Origin of the sequence: Pseudomonas rhizosphaerae (genome assembly GCF_000761155.1) — a bacterium.
In the GTDB taxonomy this organism is placed as follows: Bacteria; Pseudomonadota; Gammaproteobacteria; order Pseudomonadales; family Pseudomonadaceae; genus Aquipseudomonas; species Aquipseudomonas rhizosphaerae.
On the sequence record NZ_CP009533.1, the window covers coordinates 4,203,067 to 4,222,757 of the forward strand.

The window sequence follows — 19,691 nt, forward strand, 5'->3', positions numbered from 1 at the left end:
CGCGTGGCGCTCAACACGATCGAAGAGCTGGTGGAAGACATTCGCCAGGGCAAGATGGTCATCCTGATGGATGACGAAGACCGCGAAAACGAAGGCGACCTGATCATGGCCGCCGAATGCTGCAAGGCCGAGCACATCAACTTCATGGCCCGCCACGCGCGCGGCCTGATCTGCATGCCGATGACCCGCGAGCGCTGCGAGACGCTGAAACTGCCGCTGATGGCGCCGCGCAATGGCTCGGGCTTCGGTACCAAGTTCACCGTGTCCATCGAAGCGGCCACGGGCGTGACCACCGGCATTTCCGCCGCCGACCGTGCGCGCACGGTGCAGGCTGCAGCTGCACGCGAGGCCCGCGCCGAGGACATCGTCAGCCCTGGGCACATCTTTCCGTTGATGGCGCAGGCGGGCGGCACCCTGGCCCGCGCCGGCCATACCGAGGCCGCCTGCGACCTGGCGCGCATGGCCGGCTTCGAGCCCAGCGGCGTGATCTGCGAGGTGATGAACGACGACGGCACCATGTCGCGGCGCGCCGAGCTGGAAGTGTTCGCAGCCCAACATGACATCAAGATCGGCACCATCGCCGATCTGATCCACTATCGGATGATCCATGAACGTACCGTTCAGCGGATTGCCGAGCAGCCGCTGGACAGTGAGCTGGGCCAGTTCAACCTGGTCACCTACCGTGATTCGGTGGAGGGCGACGTGCACATGGCGCTGACCCTGGGCACCGTGTCGGCGGACCAGCCGACCTTGGTACGGGTGCACAACATGGACCCGCTGCGCGACTTGCTGATGGTCAAGCAGCCCGGCCGCTGGAGCCTGCGGGCCGCCATGAGCGCGGTTGCCGAGGCCGGCAGTGGCGTGGTGCTGCTGCTCGGCCACCAGCAGGATGGTGACGTGCTGCTGGCCCATTTGCGCGAAAGTGCAGGGCAGGCCACGGCGAAAACACCGACCACCTACAGCATCGTAGGCGCCGGTTCTCAGATCCTGCGCGACCTGGGCGTGCGCAAGATGCGCCTGCTCAGCTCGCCAATGAAGTTCAATGCGATATCCGGATTCGATCTGGAAGTTGTAGAATACGTGCCCTCCGAATAAACACAGGCTGCAAGGGTTGCGGCGGCGATACGCTGGCCGGCCCGTGATGTGCAGCCTCGATGTTCGTGATCCATTATCCGCAGAGGCCGCCTCCAGGCGGCCTGGCTCTTTAAGATGAGACAGACCCGAATGACCCTGAAGACCATCGAAGGTACCTTCATTGCCCCCAAAGGTCGCTACGCCCTGGTGGTTGGCCGCTTCAACAGCTTCGTCGTCGAAAGCCTGGTGAGCGGTGCCGTCGATGCCCTGGTTCGCCATGGCGTCAGCGAAAGCGACATCACTATCATCCGCGCGCCCGGTGCGTTCGAGATCCCGCTGGTGGCGCAGAAAGTCGCCCAGCAAAGCGAATACGCCGCGATCATCGCACTGGGCGCAGTCATTCGGGGCGGCACGCCGCACTTCGAATACGTCGCCGGCGAGTGCACCAAGGGCCTGTCCCAAGTGTCGATGGAGTTCGGCGTGCCGGTCGCCTTCGGCGTGCTGACCGTGGACACCATCGAGCAGGCCATCGAGCGCTCTGGCACCAAGGCAGGCAACAAGGGCGCCGAAGCCGCGCTGTCGGCCCTGGAAATGGTCAGCCTGCTGGCGCAGTTGGAGGCCAAGTGATCAACGACGAAAGCGATCGCTTCAATCCACGCGATCCCAAGCCTGCAGACGCCGGCAAGCCTTCGCGCAGCGCCAAGCGTCGCGAAGCCCGCCAGTTGGCGACCCAGGCCCTGTACCAGTGGCACATGGCCAAGCATTCGTTGAACGAAATCGAAGCGCAGTTTCGCGTCGACAACGACTTCAAGGACGTCGACGGCGAATATTTCCGCGAAATCCTCCACGGTGTGCCGGCCAACCTCGATGAAATCGACGGCGCACTGGCACCGTGCCTGGACATCGCCATCGACGAACTCGACCCGGTCGAGCTGGGCGTGCTGCGCCTGTCCACCTGGGAACTGCTCAAGCGCGTCGACGTGCCGTACCGTGTGGTCATCAACGAAGGCATCGAGCTGGCCAAGGTGTTCGGTTCCACCGACGGTCACAAGTTCGTCAACGGCGTGCTCGACAAGTTGGCGCCGACCCTGCGCGGTCCGGAAGTAGCAGCGCACAAGCGCTGATCGCCGACATGCAGCCCATGGGCGAGTTCGAGCTGATCCGACACTATTTCGCAGCGGCGGCCTGTGCCCGGGCTGGCGAGGGTGTCGCCCTGGGCATCGGCGACGATTGCGCCTTGCTGGCGCTGGCGCCTGGCGAGCAGATGGCGGTATCCACCGACACGCTGGTTGCCGGCGTGCACTTTCCCGAAGGTGCCGATCCCTTGCTGTTGGGTCAGCGCGCCCTGGCCGTTGCAGCCAGCGACTTGGCCGCCATGGGCGCCAGCCCCTTGGGTTTCACCTTGGCCCTGACCTTGCCCAGCGTTTCGGCGCAGTGGCTGGAAGGGTTCGCCAGCGGCCTGGATGCCATGGCCGAGCGCTGTGCGCTACGCCTGGTTGGCGGTGACACCACGCGTGGCCCGCTGAGCCTGACCCTGACCGTGTTCGGCAGCCTGCCCCAAGGCCTGGCCCTGACCCGCAGCGGCGCCCGGCCAGGTGATCTGCTGTGCGTGGGTGGCCGCTTGGGCAACGCCGCAGGCGCCCTGCCGCTGGTCCTGGGCCAGCGTCGCGCCGCGCCGGACGTGGCCGGGCCCTTGCTGGCTCACTACTGGTCACCCTTGCCCCAGTTCGTACTGGGTCAGGCATTGCGCGGCAGGGCCAGCGCCGCGCTGGATATCTCCGATGGACTGTTGGCCGACTGTGGCCATATCGCCACGGCGTCGAAAGTCGGCCTGCGGGTGGAACGCGAGCGGCTGCCGGTGTCCAATGCCCTGCAGTCGCTGCTTGGCCTGGAAGGTGCCTGGGCGGCAGCCCTGAGCGGCGGTGATGACTATGTACTGGCTTTCACCCTGCCGCCTGAAGAAGAAGCCACCCTGCGCGCCGAAGGTGCGGTGTTTTTCGTCATCGGCCAAGTGAATGCTGGCGAGGGCGTCACGCTGGTCGATCGTCATGGCCAGGACATCACCCCGACGATCCGGGGCTACCAACATTTTGCGGAGACACCGTGACAGACCATCCCAACCAGGTTCCAGCGGAGTTCGTGCCCCCTTCGGTGTGGCGTAATCCATGGCATTTCCTGGCCTTCGGTTTTGGCTCCGGAACCTTGCCCAAGGCGCCGGGTACCTGGGGGTCGATGGTCGCCGTGCCGTTCATTCCGCTGTGGCAGATGTTGCCCGACTGGGGCTATTGGCTGATGCTGGGCGTAAGCATGCTGTTCGGCATCTGGCTGTGCGGCAAGGTTGCCGACGACTTGCGCGTGCACGACCACGAAGGCATTGTCTGGGACGAGATGGTGGGCATGTGGATCACCCTGTGGTTGGTGCCTGAAGGGTGGGTGTGGCTGCTGGTGGGGTTTTTGGTATTCCGCTTCTTCGACATTCTCAAGCCGTGGCCGATTCGCTGGATAGATCGCCATGTGCATGGGGGTGTGGGTATCATGTTCGACGACGTGCTGGCCGGGGTGTTCGCCTGGTTGGCCATGCAGTTGCTGGTGTGGGGCTGGAGCTTTATGTGAACCGGCTTCGTGCGAATCGGTCTTGAGGACACGGCAGATGGGTCGGTGGCGATGGTTGCTGGGGACAGCGGTTTTAGCGTGCTGGGCAGCCAGTGCAGGCGTGTTACCGCAGCGTGCGCACATCGATCTGGTCAGCGAGGCCTGGGAAGACTATACCAATGCCGATGGCAGTGGCCTGGCCTGGGATGTGCTGCGTGAGGTGTTCCAGCCAGCGGGCGTTGCCGTGGTCACCCGCACCGAGCCCTATATCCGTTCGGTTGGGCTGGTCCAGCAGGGCCAGGCCGATGCCTGGGTCGGTTCCTACCAGAACGAGACGCACGCCCTGTACCCGCGTTGGCACTACGACACCGACCATATCTATGCATTGAGCCTGGCCGACAAGCCTCAGGTCGATTTCTCCAGCCTGGGCCGCTATCGCCTGGCCTGGGTACGCGGTTACCAGTTTCAGAAATACCTGCCCGACGCGCGGACCTATAACGAAGTCCAGCGCCGAAATGGCATCCTGCCGATGCTTGAACACGATCGTGCCGATTACTACGTCGATGCCCTGACCGAAATCGAAGTGATCCTGCGTCAGGCAGCCGATCCCGGTCGTTTCAAGCGTGTACACGTGGCCGAGTTGCCGCTGTACCTGGGGTTCAGCGACAGCCCGCGCGGCCGAGCGCTGCTCGCGGTCTATGACCAGCGCATGGAGCAACTGGTCAAGGCCGGGCAGCTGCGTGAGATCTACCAGCGCTGGGGCCAACCCTACCCATTCGACCCTCCGCGGCCAGCGCCTTGATCATCCGCTGAGCAGGCCCGCAGAGCTGCTGTTACAATACTGCCCTTGTCAAGTTCATCAAGAATCAGGAGCACCCGGTGCCCGTCGTTTTTGTCGCTGCTTCTCAGCTTCCTACGCCTTTCGCTTTGTTCACCATGCATGGTTTCCTCGATGAGGCCACAGGCCGCGAGCATGTCGTGCTCAGCCTGGGCGATGTGGCTGACGGTGCGCCCGTATTGGGGCGTCTGCATTCGGAATGCCTGACGGGGGATGCGCTGTTCAGCCAACGCTGTGACTGCGGATCGCAGCTCGAGGCCGCGTTGCAGGCCATTGCCCGGGAAGGCCGTGGCGTATTGCTGTACCTGCGTCAGGAAGGTCGGGGTATCGGCTTGCTGAACAAGATCCGCGCCTATGAGCTGCAGGACGGCGGCGCCGATACGGTCGAGGCCAACGAGCGCCTGGGCTTCGCTGCCGATCAACGCGACTACGGCATGTGCGAACCGATGCTCGAGCATCTGGGTGTCAAGGCCCTGCGCCTGATGACCAACAACCCGCGCAAGGTCAAGGCCTTGACCGACATGGGCATCAACGTTGCCGAACGCGTGCCGCTGCACACTGGGCACAATCCGCACAACAAGTACTACCTGGCGACCAAGGCCGGCAAGCTTGGCCACATGATGGGCAACGAGCATCAGGGCGAAGTGGTGGGAACGATCCGCAAGGGTAGCGAAGGGGTGTAGCGCGCGTGCAGGGCTGACGGCGTCAGCTCTGCACGGTAAGGTCGTCAGCCTTGCAGAAAGCGCTGACGCAGGGTGATGGCCGCTTCGATGCCCACCGCATCCAGCCCGCATTCGGCCAGCATCTGCGCCGGCTTGGCGTGTTCCACGTAGGCATCCGGCAGGCCCAGGTGCAGCACCGGCTTGAGCACGCCTTCGCGAGCCAGGAACTCACTGACCGCCGAACCGGCGCCACCCATGATGGCGTTCTCTTCCAGGGTAACCAGCAGATCGTGGCTGTCGGCCAGTTCACGCACCAGTTGCTCGTCCAGCGGCTTGACGAAGCGCATGTCGGCGACCGTGGCGTCCAGCTTTTGCGCCACCGTCAGGGCCTCGGCCAATTGCACGCCGAACACCAGAATGGCGATTCCACGACCCTGCCGACGTACCACACCCTTGCCGATCTCGATGCTGTCCAGCCCTGGGTGGATCACCGCGCCCGGACCATTGCCGCGCGGGTAGCGCACAGCTGCCGGGCCCGGATGATGGTGGCCGGTGCTGAGCATCAGGCGCAGCTCGTTTTCGTCGCTGGGCGTCATCACCAGCATGCCGGGGATGCAGCGCAGGTACGAGAGGTCGTAGCTGCCAGCGTGGGTCGGGCCGTCTTCGCCCACCAGGCCGGCGCGGTCGATGGCGAACAGGACGTCGAGGTTCTGCACCGCCACGTCGTGGATCAGTTGATCGTAGCCGCGCTGCAGGAACGTGGAATAGATCGCCACCACCGGCTTGGCGCCTTCGCAGGCCATGCCAGCCGCCAGGGTTACCGCATGCTGCTCGGCAATGGCGACGTCGAAGTAGCGCTCGGGGAAACGCTCGCTGAAGGCGACCAGGTCCGAACCTTCCTTCATGGCCGGGGTGATGCCGACCAAGCGAGGGTCGGCCTCGGCCATGTCGCACAGCCATTGCCCGAACACGCCCGAGTACTTCGGCCCGCTGGCCTTGGTCGGGGCTGCGACGGGTGCGTCGAGAGGGTCGAGCTTGGTGATGGCGTGATAGCTGATCGGATCGACTTCGGCCGGGGCGAAGCCCTTGCCCTTCTTGGTGACCACGTGCAGGAACTGCGGACCCTTGAGGTCGCGCATGTTGCGCAGGGTGGCGACCAGCGTCGGCAGGTCGTGGCCGTCGATCGGGCCGATGTAGTTCCAGCCCAGTTCTTCGAACAAGGTGCCGGGAACCAGCATGCCCTTGGCGTATTCCTCGGTGCGGCGGGCGATTTCCCAGGCACCGGGCAGGCGCGAGAGGACCTTCTTGCTGCCTTCGCGCATGCTGGTGTAGGTGCGGCTGGAAAGAATCTTGGCCAGGTAGTTGGACAGGCCGCCGACATTGCGCGAAATCGACATGTCGTTGTCGTTGAGGATCACCAGCATGTCGGCGTTGACTTCCGGCGCATGGTTGAGCGCTTCGAACGCCATGCCTGCTGTGAGCGCGCCATCGCCGATCACGGCAATCGCCTTGCGCCCGCTGTTTTGCAGGCGCGCGCCGATCGCCATGCCCAGCGCGGCACTGATGGACGTGCTGGAATGACCGACGCCGAAGGTGTCGTATTCGCTTTCGCTGCGGCGCGGGAAGGCGGCGATGCCGTCCTTCTGGCGCAGGCTGGCCATGCGTTCGCGGCGACCGGTGAGGATCTTGTGCGGATAGGCCTGGTGGCCCACGTCCCAGACCAGACGATCGTCGGGCGTGTCGAAGACGTAATGCAGGGCGATGGTCAGCTCGATGACGCCCAGGCCGGCACCGAAATGCCCGCCGGTCTGGCCGACCGTATAGAGCAGCTCCTGGCGCAGTTCGTCTGCCAGTGTTTCGAGCTCGGCTTCGCCCAGACGGCGCAGGCCGGCAGGAGTGTCAGCACGGTCGAGCAATGGCGTCGCCGGGCGTTCGCGGGGGATCTCTTGAAACGTCGTGGGCATCAGGCGAATCGTTATGAGTTTTAAGAATGAAGCAGTTTACCTGATGCGGCGTCGGCTGCGCACGCGCTCGTCAGTTGCATGGCGTCACAATGTCAGTTGCGGCGCGTCACAATGTAGCGTGCCAGCTCGCGCAGCGGCTCGGCTGCGGCATCGAAAGGCTGCAAGGCGTGCAAGGCCTGGTCGCGCAGCTCCAGGGCATAGAGCTTGGCCGCTTCCAGACCAAGCAGGGCTGGATAGGTGGGTTTGTTCAAGGCGATATCGGCACCTTGGCGTTTGCCCAGGGTGGCCGTATCGCTTTCGACATCGAGGATGTCGTCCTGCACCTGGAAGGCCAGCCCCACTGCCTGGGCGTAGTCCTGCAGGCATTCGAGCTGCGCGGATTCGGCACGTGCGCTGGCCAGCGCGCCGAGGCGTACGCTGGCTTCGATCAAGGCGCCGGTCTTGTGCCGATGCATGAATGCCAGCGCGTGCTGGTCCAGTTGCAGGCCTACCGAGCCCAGGTCGATGGCCTGGCCGCCGACCATGCCGGCCGGACCGGCGGCCTGGGCCAGTACCTGGACCATGCTCAGCCGGATGGCATCGCTCTGCGGGCTCAGGAGCGGGTCGAGCAGCGCGGTGAAGGCCAGGCTCTGCAGGCCGTCGCCGGCGAGGATTGCGCAGGCTTCGTCGAACGCCTTGTGGGTGGTCGGCTGGCCCCGGCGCAGGTCGTCGTCGTCCATGGCCGGCAGGTCGTCGTGCACCAGCGAGTAGGCGTGAATCAGTTCAACGGCACAGGCCGCACCGTTAGCCTGGCGCGCGTCGGCGCCCAGGGCCTCGCAAGCGGCATAGGCCAGCAGCGGGCGGACTCGCTTGCCACCGTTCATGACGCTGTAGCGCATGGCCTGGTACAGCCGGGCCAGTTGCGCCGAGGGCGGCACGAACAGACCTTGCAGGGCGCCATCCACGCGCTGTTGGCAGAGAGCCTGGTAGGCAGCGATCATTCAGGCTGTTCCGTTTCGAAGGGTTCTTCGGTGAGTTCGCCGTCCTTTTCCAGCAGGACCTGCACTTTCTGCTCGGCCTGGGCCAGGGCGCTCTGGCAGTCGCGGGTAAGGCGGATGCCGTTCTCGAAGGCGCTCAGCGAATCTTCCAGCGAGAGCTCGCCGTTCTCCAGGCGTTCGACCAGCGTTTGCAGGTCGGCAAGGGATTGTTCGAAATCCAGGGAGGCTTTTTTGCGGGCCATGGCAGCGGTCTCGGCGAGAGGGATTGAAACCGGGCGACGTTAGCAGACAGGCGGCCGTGGGGCAAATGGGAGCGCCGCCACGGCGCTTAGCGCCTACAGCCTCTGGACCTGCTCGTCGGGGACGTGCATCACCGCGCGATAGCTCACGCGGCCTTTTCGCAGTTGACGGATGGCATGGTTGACGTCTTCCAGCGGCCAGGATTGCACCCAGGGTCGCACCTGGCGCGCCGCCGCGAAGGCCAGGGTATCGAGGATGTCCTGGCGACCACCGACATTGGCGGTGGTGATGCTCAAGGTCTTGTACATCATGGCCGCAATGTCGAATGTCACCGGCGGGGGCATGCCGGCAAAACACAGGACGCCGTGGGGCCTGAGCATGGCGACGATGGCCGACCAGTCACAGGCGACCGCGCTGGTCACCAGAATGTAGTCCAGGGCATTGTTCACCTGATGGCACTCGACGCTCTGGCTCAGGTCGACGAAACGATTGGCGCCCAGGGTCAGGGCGTCGCGCTGCTTGTGTGCACTGCTCGACAGGGCGGTGACGCGACAACCGCGCTTGGCTGCGAACTGGACGGCCAGGTGCCCCAGGCCACCGATACCGACGATGCCCACCGCCATGCCGGGCCAGGTGGCGCGCTTGAGTGCCGTGTAGACGGTAACGCCAGCGCAGAGCAGGGGCGCGGCGTGTTCACTGCTCAATTCATCCGGTATGGGAAACACGAAGCGGCTGTCGCAGTACATATAGTCGGCCAATCCGCCGCGCTCACCGTGGGTGCAGGTGGCGATCAGGCAGGGGCAGTGCTGCTCTTCGCCGCGTAGGCAGAATTCGCAGGCCAGGCAGGCGCTGCGGTACCAGCCAACGCCCACACGCTGGCCGAGGCGCAGGCCGGCGACGTTTTCACCCACGGCGCTGATACGGCCGATCACTTCATGCCCGCACACCTGCGGGTAGACGCTGGCATCGCCCCAGTGGCCGTCGATCAGGTGCAGATCACTGCTGCACAGGCCGCAATGGGTGACCTGGATTTCCACGTCCATGGGTTTCAAGGGCGGGCTTTGGTAGCTCAGCGTCATCAGTTCGCGCTGGGATTGCGCGGCCGCCCAGGCGGTGACCAGGCGCCCGCTCATCGACAGGCCTGCTCAAGGGTACGAAGCAATTGCCGGGTCAGCCGTGCGGCCCACTGCGGGTTGAGGCGAATCGGCGAGGTGCGGGGAAATTCCAGATCGTTGGCGGGCGCGGTGGCGGCCAGGTCGTCGAGCATCATCGGCAGGATCAGGCGGGTCTTGGCGATGATCGGGTGCTGCCGGGTGTCGTTGTCCAGGCGCAGCCGCCAGCGTGCCAGTGGCACTGGTGCGAAGCTGCCCGGGGCGAGATTGTCGGCCACCCAGCCGCAAAGGATCTGCCAAGGCAAGGCACCGTGTGGATGACACAGGTTCGAGGTTCGGCCCAGCCTGTCGGCGGGTGCCTGGAGCGCCAGTTGCACCATGATCTGCGCTGCAACGTCGACGGGCGTCAGGTTGACACCGCCGTCGAGGTCGGCCGGCCAGCATCCCAGTAGTATGCAGGCGCCCAGCAGCAGGCAGACGTAGTCGTTGTCGTTGACGCTGCTGTGCTCGACGTCGAGCGGCGCGGCCAGGTCGCCACAACGGGCGATGATGACGGGCAGGCCATGCTCGCGCGCGGCATTCAGCGTCATGGCTTCGGCCACCTGCTTGCTCTCCTCGTACCCGGTCCTGGCGCTGCCGCCTCCGGCCAGGGCGGACACCAGCAGCAGTGGCATCGCACCGTCGAGGGCCAACTGGACGATCTGCGCGGTGCCTTCGACATTGCACGGCACTAGATTGGCATAGGGCTTGATCCAATTGACCTCGGCCCCGGCGTGAATCACGCAGTCGACGCTGTCCACGAGGCCTCGGTAGGCGGCTGGCGAAAGGCCCAGGTGCGCGGCCGCCAGGTCGCCGCATTCCATCTGCAACTTGCCCAGCCACTCCAGGGAGACACCGGGCGGGACCAGGCCGTGACGTTGCAGGTTGGCCAGGCAGCGTCGTCGTGCGTCGGGCAGGTCCTTGGCGCGAACCAGGCAGACGACCTGCTCGACCTCGGGATGGCGGGCGAGGGCGGCCATGAGGAACGCGCCGAAGAAGCCCGTGGCGCCCGTCAGCAGGATGCGCTTGCGCGGTTGGGTGCGGTAGCCGTGGAGAATTTCTTCACCGCGTTGCGGCCCGCGGACAAACGCATACCGCGCTGCCTCCACCGCCACTTCGCGCAAGGTCGATGCCACAGGCAACCCGGCTTGGGCGCGCTCGATGGCCAGCGCCATGCCTTGCAGGTGCGTGTCGTCGAGCAGTGCAGCGAGGGAGAGTTGCACGTCGAAAGTGTGGTTGAGTTCGAGCAGCAATTCGCTCAATTGCAGGCTGCCGCCGCGGTCGAAGAAATCATCGTCTTCGTGCAGGGCGGGAATGTCATCGCCCAGCACCCCTTGCCATACCGTCGCAACCCGAGCCTGGGTGCCGCTTAGCTGTGCCGGCTTTTCAGGCAGTGGCACGGCTTGGCCCAGGTGTGCGGTGCTCAACGGCTCGCGTTTCTGGTTATGGCCGGCCTCCAGCCGAGCCACGGCATAGTAGGCGCTGGGCACGGCGAAGAACGGCAGGTGCAAGGCGGCCCAGGTTCGCAGCTCGGTGGCCGAGGGCGGGTGCGCAGGGTTGGCGGGGACCACGTAGGCCAGCAACTGGCGGGCGGCGCCTTCGTGACGGCTGCCCAGGTGGGTCTGGGCGACCAGCGGGTGGCTGTTCAAGACCTGCTCGACGTTTTCCGGATGCACCTTGTAGCCGCGTATCTTGAGGTGGGCGCTGTCGCGGCCAAGCAGTCGCAGCCGGCCGTTGCCCAGCCAGACAACGCGATCGCCGGTATCGAACAGGCCGCTATGGGCGGGCGCACGGTCGTTCGGCTGGCCAAGGTAGCCACTGAACAGCCCCGGCGTACGCAGGTGCAAGTGGCCCGCAGCGCGGCAAGGCACTGGCTGGCCTTCCAGGTCGAGCACCTGCGCCTCTACGCCCTTGATCAGTTGCAGGGTGCCGTCGTCATGCTTGAGCGCAACGTCGCCTGCTTCGTTGGAGCCGTACAGGTCGACCAGACGGCAGTCGGGTAGCAGCGCCCGGACCTTGGCGCGCAGGGCCGCCGACAGGTTTTCGCCGCTGCTCCAGAGTACCTGCAGGCCTGCGCAGCGGGCCACGAAGCGGATGTCTTCGCGCACCAACCCTTGCAACAGTGACGGCGTGATCATGATCTGCTGCAGTCTGTTGTCGGCGATGAAATCCATCAGCCGAAGCGGGTCCAGCACCACGTCGTCGGCGATGACAACGGTGGTGCATCCACTCAGTAGCGGGTAGTACAGGTAGCCGGTGAGCCAGGCATTGAAGCCTACTCGCTGTCCGGGTTGCAGGTAGGTCTGCCACAGCCCCAGGGAGTCGAGCATGGCCGACGGCGCCATCAGCGCTACCTTGGCCGGACCGCTGGTGCCCGAGGTCAGCAGGCCATAGGCGACCCCTGGGCGCGTGGGCGTCCACGCCGGGCTGTCGACGGCGGCTGGCCGGGTGAACTGGGTTTCCAGCAAGCGCGGTTGGGCGGTTGGCAGTTGTCGAGCGGTGTCCTGATCGCACAGCACCAGGCAATCGCCCAGGCGCGCCAGGAGTTGCTGACAATGATGAGCGCTGTACCAGCTCGGTACTTCAAGATAAGGGCGGCCAGCCAGGGCGGAGGCCGTCATGGCCACCACCGTGTGAACGTTCTTGCGTTTGAACAGCACCGTCCAGGCATCGGGCGCCAAGCGGGCCTGCAAGACCCTCGCCAGTTGCTGCGCCTGATCGTGCAGTTGGCGCAGGGTAAGGCTGTGGTGCCCGTCGCTGACCGCGATGTGATCCGGATCGGCGGCCACGGCCGTGCTGAACGTGTCCAGCCAGTCGGGAGTGGCCGCCGTGGCCTGGTTGAAATGATTGAAGGTGACCCAGTCATCGCGACTGCGCTCGCGCAGGCGCTGCAATTGCAGGGCACAGGCCTGCGCGGCGGGCAGGGGCGAGGGACCTGTGCGGCCTTGTGCATCTAGCAGGTGGAAGCCGGTTTCGCTCAACAAACCGATCACGCAGCTTTGCGCTACCAGCGTATCGATGGCCGGCTGTTGCGCCGCCGCGCTGGTTTCACAACTGGCCAGCAGCAGTGGCTGGCCACCCAGCCCTCGCAGTTCAGACAGGCTCTGGGCGTCTGTGGAAGTGAAGCTCGACGTATCGAGGGCGTGGCAGTTCGCGTAGGGGAATTGGGCAACCCGCCACAGCAGATGGCTCAGATCCTCGTCACCGCGGTGCAACAGCACGATGTCCAAGGTCGCCGCGGGCGCGTGGTACAGGCTACGCAGCATACCGACCGCACCACCCGGTCGATATCGAGCGGCCTGCAAGGCGAAGAATCGATAGATAGGCTGGGCCCGAGTGGCGCATTCTTCGATCACGACGGGGTAGGTCCGGTCGGGGTGGTGCACCGCTGCGAAGCCGGTCGAGCGCTGCGCCTCCTCGTGCCAGCCTTTGAAAAACTGCCAGGCGGCTACCTCTTGCGCTTGCCATTGCAGCATGCTCGCACTGAACGGTACGCCCAGAAAATCGCACAGGGTGCTCAAGCCGCCGGTGCTGTCCTGCATCAAGTCATGATCGCTTTCCAAGGCCAGCAGACTTTGGGCCGGGCAGACCCGATGCACGCGCCAGTACAGCGCCAGCAGTTCGTCGAAGCCCGACTCGTCGGGGTCGAACCAAGTGCCTTCGCCCTGGGTGCCGACTCGGTACAGCGACTGCATGACTGCCTCTGGCTCGCGAACCAGGAACACGTGCTTGAACTGCTGCAACCAGCCATCGCTGATTTGGGCAAAATCGCAGAACCAGGCGATTTCCTTGCTCAGCAGCACGGACTTGTCGGCAGGCAGTGCGCCATGGGCCAGTGCCTCCAGCGCCTGGCCGTAGGTCGGCACAGGCTCGCGATTGCCGGTCCTGCGTCGGGTGTCGAGTACGTTGCGATATTTCTCGGGCCAGTGTTGCAGCAAGAACGGTTCGCTAAGCCGTTCGTGCAATACGTGCACGGCGGGGTGTTCCATCACACAACGTTCCAGCGCGGTGGAGCGGCTTCTGGAGACAGCCCAGATGATCACTCGCAGCGGTCGCATCAACATGTCCAGCTCCTTGGTTAACTACGCAGCACCCAGAACCCGGATGCAGCAATCAGGCCCATGCCCAAGACCATGCGGGCATCGGGGACCTCACTGAAAAGGGCAAAACTCCAAAACATCGCAAAGGGCAAATAGCTGTAATCGAAAGTGCCCACCACCGCGCTTGGGCCTATCTGATAGGCCTTGGCAACGCCGATGCTCATCAGCACCATCAGTACCGCCAGCAGCCCCATCAGTAGCCATTGCGCCGGCCCCATCGCTACCCACTGCGAGGCCAGGAAGTTATACGGCAATGACGGCTGCGCAGGGCTCGGCAGTCCATGACTCAACAGTGCCAGCGCACCGACCAGGCACAGGCACACATTGAGATTGAGTGCCAAGGACAGCGCGCAGTGGCTGCTGCAACGAGCCCGGGTCACGATAGCGGCCACCGCGTAGAGCAAAGCGGCCAGCATCGGTAGCAGCGTCATGCCGGAAAAATCCCCAGCCGTCGGACGCAGGATGACCAGAACGCCGACGAAACCCAGGGCGATGGCCAACCAGCGGCGTGGACTCACGGGTTCGCGCAGCACCAGCGCCGACAGCAAGGCAATGAACAGCGGCGCGGTGTAGAGCGCCAGTGCAGCCAGACTCAGGCTCATGTGCGGCAGCGCAGCGTAGAAGGCGATCCACATCAGCGTCAGGGAGGCACTGCGCAGCAGAGTCCAGCGGTCGCAGACCAGGCTCCGCCAGGGGCTACCTTGCTGCGCCAGGCCCAGCCACAGCAGGAGCAGGACGATGGCGATCGCCGAACGAACCAGGTACAGCTGCCATACCGTGAACTGACTACTGCCCAGCTTGACCAGTGCATCGGAGGCCGATACCAGGAATACGGAACCTGTGATCAGCGCAGCGCCTGAGCGTCTATCCGGGAGGTGCACTCGCTGTTCCATGCCATTCACCCGTGCGGTCAGGCTTTGCATGATGCGCTAAAAGGTGACATGGTTTGAAACGACCATTTCGTCGGCCAGGGCAACTTCAGGTTATGGAAAACCTCCGCCGTAAATTACCGCCGCTCTCCAGTCTGATTCCGTTCGAAGCCGCTGCACGGCTGCAGAGTTTTTCTCGGGCGGCGCAAGAGCTGCACCTTACCCAGACGGCCATCAGCCGTCAGATTCGCTCGCTCGAGGAAAACCTGGGCGTGCAATTGTTCGATCGCAAGAGCCGAGGGGTTTTCCTGACCGAGTCGGGCGAAAGCTTTCGCCTGACGGTCACCCAGGCATTGTTCGACATCGCCCGGCAGGCGGAGAAGCTGCGCGAGCACCGGGCGGCGCCTTCGCAGGTTGTGCTGTCGTCGCAGCTTGTCGAGGCGTTCTACCTGTTCATGCCGGCCTTGTCGGGCTTTCACCAGCAGCATCCGCACATCGAGCTCAAGCTGCATTCCACGCTGGTCGCCATCGGCGATGACCAGGCACGTTTCGATGTGGCCGTGCAGACCCTGGGCCGCGCCAGCGCCGACCATGTGCTGCTGTTCAGTGCGCCCGACGACGTGTTCCCCGTGTGCAGCCCAAACTACTTCAAAACCATCTCCAAATGGCTGACTCTGGATGGCCTGCCCAAATGCCGTCTGCTGCATTACGAGTCGCCATCGCAGGACTTCGTGGTCTGGGACCAATGGCTGCAAAGCGTCGGTGCGGGGTTTCGCGTTGGTCGTCAGGGCATGTGCTTCAACAGTTTCCCGGTCATGATGCAAGCGGCCGTGGAAGGGCACGGCATTGCCTTGGGGTGGGGCATGACCACGCGGCAGATGCTGGCCGACGGCAGGCTGGTGCGTGTGCTGGACAAACGCCTGTCCATGGCCGACGCGCTGGGCGTCTACAAGTGGCATGCCAATCCGCTCTCGCCGGCTGCCCGGCTATTGGTGCAGTGGCTGCAGCAGCTTTTGCTGGACACCAAGCCTGTGCTGGAACTGGAAAGAGTATCGGCCTGACGTTCACGTCAGCGCATTGCGCAGCGACAGGCAGCCCAGCAACGCTTGCACACAGCGCGCGCCGCTCATGGTGGCGGTGGTCAGCCTGACCTGGGGCGCCGGGGGCGACTCGTAGGCAGCATCGACACCGGTGAAACCGCTCAATGCGCCGCTGCGCGCCTGCCGATACAGCCCCTTGGGATCGCGCGCCTCGGCCGCTGCTACAGGGGTGTCGACAAAGACTTCGACGAAAGCGTCGCTGCCGATGATCTGCTGCGCCAGCGCACGGTGTGCAAGGTACGGCGAGATCAGCGCGGCCAGGACGATGCTGCCCTGATTGCAGAACAGACGCGCGACTTCAGCGGTGCGGCGTACGTGTTCCAGGCGGTCGGTATCGCTCATGCCAAGGTCTTTGCAGAGTCCGCGGCGCAGCTCGTCGCCATCGAGCACCACGCACGAGTAACCCAATGCCTCGAGCTCCGCCTGCGTGGCCCGGGCGATGGTGGTCTTGCCGGCGGCCGGGATGCCGGTCAGCCACAGCACCGTGGGGCGCGTGCTGACCAACTGCCGGTGCGGCAGTCGGAAAGTACCGTAGGGGGATCTAGGCATCGCGTGCTCCGTTGCCGGCCAGTGCCGCCAGCACCCTTTTCTGGATGTCGTGTACGGCATGTTCGCTGAAACCGCTGCGCGACGCATCCACCATCAACCGCCCCCCGCTGTAACCGTGGCTGTGCAGACCCTTCTGGACACTCTCGCACAAGGGCAAGTCCTCTTCGCGAACCACCGCAACGAAATCGATGACCGCCTGCTCCTCGGTGTCCGGATGCGGGCCCTGGGTGAACCACTGCACACGCTGCTCGCAGCGTTGCGGGCCCAGCGGTACGTGATGCAACAGGTTCATGTAGCCCCCCGGATAGACTTCGATGCACAGGTTCGGCCAGACGTACCAGGCGCCGAACTCGCCGGTGCGCGGCGCGTCAGGGTTGGTTGCGTAGCCTTGTCGTTCACCCTGATCGGCACTCAGGTGGGCGTGAAAGCCTGGATGCAGGTCGATGCGGTAACTGCTCAAATCCAGCGTCTGCTGCGACAGGCTGGGGTGACAGCCAGGGCAGTGATAGCACTCGGAGTAGTTTTCCACCGAGACTTTCCAGTTCGCCTGTATCCCGTAGGTATGGCTGTAGCTGTGGTAGAGCGCTTCGGGCGTGGGCGAGAAACTGCGCAGTTGCGCTTCAAGCCCGTCGAGCTGACTGGCCAACGGCAAGGCGCCCGGGTCCAGATTGACGAACACCAGCCCGCACATGACCTCCAGGCGTACGGTGGCAAGGTGGGCACGTCCAGAATCGAAGCCTGCCACGTCGCAGCTGTGTCGAGCGCTCAGCAAGCCGCCCGCGTGATCGTAACGCCATGCGTGGTAGGGACAGGTGATTGCCCCGCGCAGTTGCCCACAGCCTTCGAGCAAACGGTGCGCCCGGTGCTGGCAGACGTTGTGGAAGGCCCTGAGCTGGCCGTCCTGGCCGTGCAGCACCAGCACGCTCTGCTCGCCGATATCGCAGACCCGGTAGGCCCCCTCGATGGCCAGTGTGGAAGTGTGACAAACGTACTGCCAGGTACGCTGGAAAATATGCCGCAGCTCTTGCGCGTAGTACTCGGGGTCGAAGTAGAACGCCCCCGGCAGCGTGTACGAGCGCTCGGCATCGGGGTGAAAATCGCCGGCGTCCGGAGCCAGCAAAACAGGGTCCGCACAGGGCTCACTCATACATGGCCACCGCGTCGCCCAGGGTGTCCGGGCACAAAGTCAGGCCAAGTCCCGGCGTGTCATCCAGGCGCGCGGTACCGCGGCTTACCTGCACGCCTCCCTGGGCCGTGACGATGCTGTGGTGGCGGCATGCATTCCAGCTGGCGCGCAGGTAGTGGTGGGGGGTGGCCATGGCCAGGTGCATGGCCGCCGTGTCGGCGATCTGGCTGCCGCCCACGTCTTCGATGTTCATCTGAATGCCTTATTGGATGCAGTAGTCGCGCAGGTGCCGGGCCTTGGTCAGCCCGCCGACCCGGGCGATCTTCAGCCCGATGGCTTGGGCGGTATTCAGCGCACAGGCGCGATACAGGTCGCTGGCCCCGTGAATGCATTCATCCAGGATCAGTGGCTGCCGGGTCAGGTTGCGCACATGCTGGCACTGTTCCAGGGTTTCGCAGGGTTGCTCGAAATGAACTTCGTAGTCCCTGACGGCGTTCATCACGGCCACTGCCTGGGCCGGTAGCCAGGCGCGGTTGGCGTCGAAGGTCAGGTGGTCGCCGCGGACGCGTTCGGCCAGCAGGCTTTGAATCCGCGACAAGTCGGCAGGCACCCCCGAGCCGACCTTGCACGAATGGGTGCGGTAGCCTTCGGCATGCGCCAGGTGCATGTCGGCGACCATCTGCCGCGGCGTTGCGGTGGGGATGCTGCTCTGCAAGATCAGCTCGGTGTTCAGGCGCCCGCCCAGCAGCGCGTGGACGGGCAGGTTGCAGTGGCGCCCGAGAATGTCCCAGCAGGCCATGTCCACGGCGGTCTTGACGTAGGGGTGGCCGGGCAGGGCCTGGTCCATCACCTGGTTGATCGCATTCAGGTTGAGCGGGTTGCAGCCCAGCAGGTGCGGCGCCAGTTCGGCCAGTCCGGCGCGCACGCCCAAGGCGAACGCGGGCAGATAGGAAGCGCCCCACGGGCAGCTTTCGCCGATCCCGAACAACCCCTGGTCGGTCTCGATCACCACGATGGTGCTGTCCAGTGCGGTGTAGTGCAGGCGCCCGCCGCACAGTGCGTAGGGCTTGTCCAACGGCAGGTCCACTTGGTAGATGCGCAGGCGGCTGATCTTCATGATGCGTGCCTCACGGGGTCGAGGATGGCTGCGGTATCGAGGTCCATGCCTTGCAGGATGGGCAGGTGCAGCGAGTGCATCAGTCCGGAAAAATCACGCAGCGGTGCCAGGTGAGGGGCGTAGCTGGCGTGGTGGTCGTCGACCCAGCTGGCGCCGCAACTGCGACTGATGACCTGGTCGAGCAGCGACGGCTCCAGGCCCATGGCGCGTCCCAGCTGCAACGCTTCCTGGCGAATGCGCTGGTTGACCAGCGCCATGACTTCCAGCAGGCACTGGGCGTAGCGGCCGCATGCGGGGTGGCTGAGCGGGTAGCGAAAGCGTTCCGGCAGGCTGGGCTTGCGCCGTCCACGGGCGTCGACGACAAAGGTGCCGGGGTGGCGATAGGTGCGGTCGGCGCCATAAGGGGAGGGCGCGGTGAATCCGTCGATCAGCAGGCGTCGCTGGTTTTCCGTTTCCATCAATGCCACCACCTTGAGGTGGTTGGCCCGCGCCGGGTAAACCTCGCCGGCCTGCTGATAGCGCTCTGCAATGCGTCGACCCAGCGGCAGGGCAACGCCCAGTTCGTCGGCCAGCGCCACGGTCAGGGCCATGTCCTTGACGGTGATTTCCAGCGTGCAGGAGTGGTCGTAGCTGCCGTCGAGCAGCATCGGCGTGACCTGGTCGACGACGAAACAGTTGGCCCGCGAGACCTTCGCCACGTTCCACAGCCAGCGCAGGTCAAGGCCCTGATGCTGTGCCACCAGCAGCTGCTCGCCCCACGCCAGCGTCGCACAATAGAACAGCAGGTTGGTCAGCAGCTTGACCGACTGGCCGTGGCCGATGGCGCCGACGTGGAACGTGTACTGGCCCATCGCGTCCAGCACCGGGCGCGCAATGTCGTAGGCCTCTTTCATTCCGCCGACATAGAAGCAGACGTTGTTGAAGTCCACGCCCATGTGCGAGAGGTTGCTGACGGGGGCCTCCAGGCTCATGACGCCGCGCTGGCTGGCCCGTCGGGCGATGTCCAGGGTGTTGTGGTAGTCGGTGGTCGAGGTGTCGATCCACACCGCGCCGCTGGCCAGGGCGGCCAGCGCGCCGTGGTCGCCCAGCATCGTGTCGCGCACATGGCAGGGTAGCGGCAGGCAGGTGACCAGCACGGTGCAGCCCTTGGCTGCGGCGGCGGGGGTCGATGCCCATTGCGCACCCTGAAGCCGAACCCAGCGCTCGCAGCCGGGGTCATGATCGTGCACGGTGACGTCGAAGCCATTTTCCAGCAGTGCACGAATGAACGGGCGGCCCATGTTGCCCGCGCCGATAAAGCCGATAGAAAGGGTCATGAACGATTCCTTGTAG

17 protein-coding genes and 1 pseudogene are annotated in these 19,691 nt (G+C 64.8%); 8 read left to right on the top strand and 10 right to left on the bottom strand.

Features of this window, described 5'->3' with window-relative positions; translation table 11 throughout:
• Nucleotides 1-3 precede the first annotated feature (3 nt).
• From ribBA to ribA, 7 genes are all read left to right on the top strand, one after another.
• Nucleotides 4-1,095: a bifunctional 3,4-dihydroxy-2-butanone-4-phosphate synthase/GTP cyclohydrolase II gene (gene ribBA, locus LT40_RS18580; RefSeq protein ID WP_043192583.1), complete on the top strand. Its 1,092-nt coding sequence runs from the start codon at nt 4-6 to the stop codon at nt 1,093-1,095.
• A gap of 129 nt (nt 1,096-1,224) precedes the next feature.
• A complete protein-coding gene (ribH, locus tag LT40_RS18585; protein ID WP_043192585.1) occupies nt 1,225-1,701 on the top strand; it encodes a 6,7-dimethyl-8-ribityllumazine synthase in 477 nt (158 codons plus the stop codon).
• Complete coding sequence (nusB, locus tag LT40_RS18590; protein ID WP_043192587.1) at nt 1,698-2,198, top strand: transcription antitermination factor NusB; 501 nt, start codon at nt 1,698-1,700, stop codon at nt 2,196-2,198. Before ribH ends, nusB begins: the two co-directional genes overlap by 4 nt.
• 17 nt (nt 2,199-2,215) lie before the next feature.
• The gene (thiL, locus tag LT40_RS18595) at nt 2,216-3,181 is read left to right on the top strand and encodes a thiamine-phosphate kinase (RefSeq protein ID WP_043193825.1); all 966 of its coding nucleotides are present in this window, start codon (nt 2,216-2,218) and stop codon (nt 3,179-3,181) included.
• A complete protein-coding gene (locus LT40_RS18600; RefSeq protein ID WP_043192588.1) occupies nt 3,178-3,687 on the top strand; it encodes a phosphatidylglycerophosphatase A family protein in 510 nt (169 codons plus the stop codon). Before thiL ends, LT40_RS18600 begins: the two co-directional genes overlap by 4 nt.
• Nucleotides 3,688-3,724: 37 nt before the next feature.
• A complete protein-coding gene (locus LT40_RS18605) occupies nt 3,725-4,468 on the top strand; it encodes a substrate-binding periplasmic protein (protein WP_043192590.1) in 744 nt (247 codons plus the stop codon).
• A gap of 77 nt (nt 4,469-4,545) precedes the next feature.
• A complete protein-coding gene (ribA, locus tag LT40_RS18610; RefSeq protein WP_052393470.1) occupies nt 4,546-5,187 on the top strand; it encodes a GTP cyclohydrolase II in 642 nt (213 codons plus the stop codon).
• Between the two features lie 44 nt (nt 5,188-5,231).
• Here the strand turns inward: ribA and dxs are convergent, their stop codons facing one another.
• The 6 genes from dxs to LT40_RS18640 form a co-directional block, all read right to left on the bottom strand.
• The gene (gene dxs / locus LT40_RS18615) at nt 5,232-7,130 is read right to left on the bottom strand and encodes a 1-deoxy-D-xylulose-5-phosphate synthase (RefSeq protein WP_043192592.1); all 1,899 of its coding nucleotides are present in this window, start codon (nt 7,128-7,130) and stop codon (nt 5,232-5,234) included.
• 92 nt (nt 7,131-7,222) lie between these two features.
• Complete coding sequence (locus LT40_RS18620) at nt 7,223-8,110, bottom strand: polyprenyl synthetase family protein (protein WP_043192594.1); 888 nt, start codon at nt 8,108-8,110, stop codon at nt 7,223-7,225.
• Nucleotides 8,107-8,349 (bottom strand): exodeoxyribonuclease VII small subunit, encoded by a 243-nt coding sequence (locus LT40_RS18625; RefSeq protein ID WP_043192596.1) that lies wholly within the window; start codon nt 8,347-8,349, stop codon nt 8,107-8,109. The genes LT40_RS18620 and LT40_RS18625 overlap by 4 nt, the downstream gene beginning before the upstream one ends.
• A gap of 93 nt (nt 8,350-8,442) precedes the next feature.
• Nucleotides 8,443-9,480: an NAD(P)-dependent alcohol dehydrogenase gene (locus tag LT40_RS18630; RefSeq protein ID WP_043192598.1), complete on the bottom strand. Its 1,038-nt coding sequence runs from the start codon at nt 9,478-9,480 to the stop codon at nt 8,443-8,445.
• On the bottom strand, nt 9,477-13,562 hold the full coding sequence (locus LT40_RS18635; protein WP_043192600.1) for an SDR family oxidoreductase: 4,086 nt from the start codon (nt 13,560-13,562) through the stop codon (nt 9,477-9,479). The genes LT40_RS18630 and LT40_RS18635 overlap by 4 nt, the downstream gene beginning before the upstream one ends.
• 14 nt (nt 13,563-13,576) lie before the next feature.
• On the bottom strand, nt 13,577-14,521 hold the full coding sequence (locus LT40_RS18640; RefSeq protein WP_237749267.1) for a DMT family transporter: 945 nt from the start codon (nt 14,519-14,521) through the stop codon (nt 13,577-13,579).
• A 62-nt stretch (nt 14,522-14,583) separates the two neighbouring features.
• Here LT40_RS18640 and LT40_RS18645 point away from each other — a divergent pair, with 62 nt between their 5' ends.
• The gene (locus tag LT40_RS18645) at nt 14,584-15,528 is read left to right on the top strand and encodes a LysR substrate-binding domain-containing protein (protein ID WP_043192603.1); all 945 of its coding nucleotides are present in this window, start codon (nt 14,584-14,586) and stop codon (nt 15,526-15,528) included.
• Nucleotides 15,529-15,531: 3 nt separating this feature from the next.
• Here LT40_RS18645 and cysC read toward each other — a convergent pair whose 3' ends face one another.
• The 4 genes and pseudogenes from cysC to LT40_RS18665 form a co-directional block, all read right to left on the bottom strand.
• The gene (cysC, locus tag LT40_RS18650; RefSeq protein ID WP_052393471.1) at nt 15,532-16,116 is read right to left on the bottom strand and encodes an adenylyl-sulfate kinase; all 585 of its coding nucleotides are present in this window, start codon (nt 16,114-16,116) and stop codon (nt 15,532-15,534) included.
• Nucleotides 16,109-17,263: an aromatic ring-hydroxylating oxygenase subunit alpha gene (locus tag LT40_RS18655; RefSeq protein ID WP_084139844.1), complete on the bottom strand. Its 1,155-nt coding sequence runs from the start codon at nt 17,261-17,263 to the stop codon at nt 16,109-16,111. The genes cysC and LT40_RS18655 overlap by 8 nt, the downstream gene beginning before the upstream one ends.
• Nucleotides 17,256-18,359: pseudogene (locus LT40_RS18660) on the bottom strand (mandelate racemase/muconate lactonizing enzyme family protein). The gene LT40_RS18655 and the pseudogene LT40_RS18660 overlap by 8 nt, the downstream one beginning before the upstream one ends.
• Complete coding sequence (locus LT40_RS18665) at nt 18,356-19,675, bottom strand: NAD(P)-dependent oxidoreductase (RefSeq protein ID WP_052393472.1); 1,320 nt, start codon at nt 19,673-19,675, stop codon at nt 18,356-18,358. Before LT40_RS18665 ends, LT40_RS18660 begins: the two are co-directional and overlap by 4 nt.
• Nucleotides 19,676-19,691 lie beyond the last annotated feature (16 nt).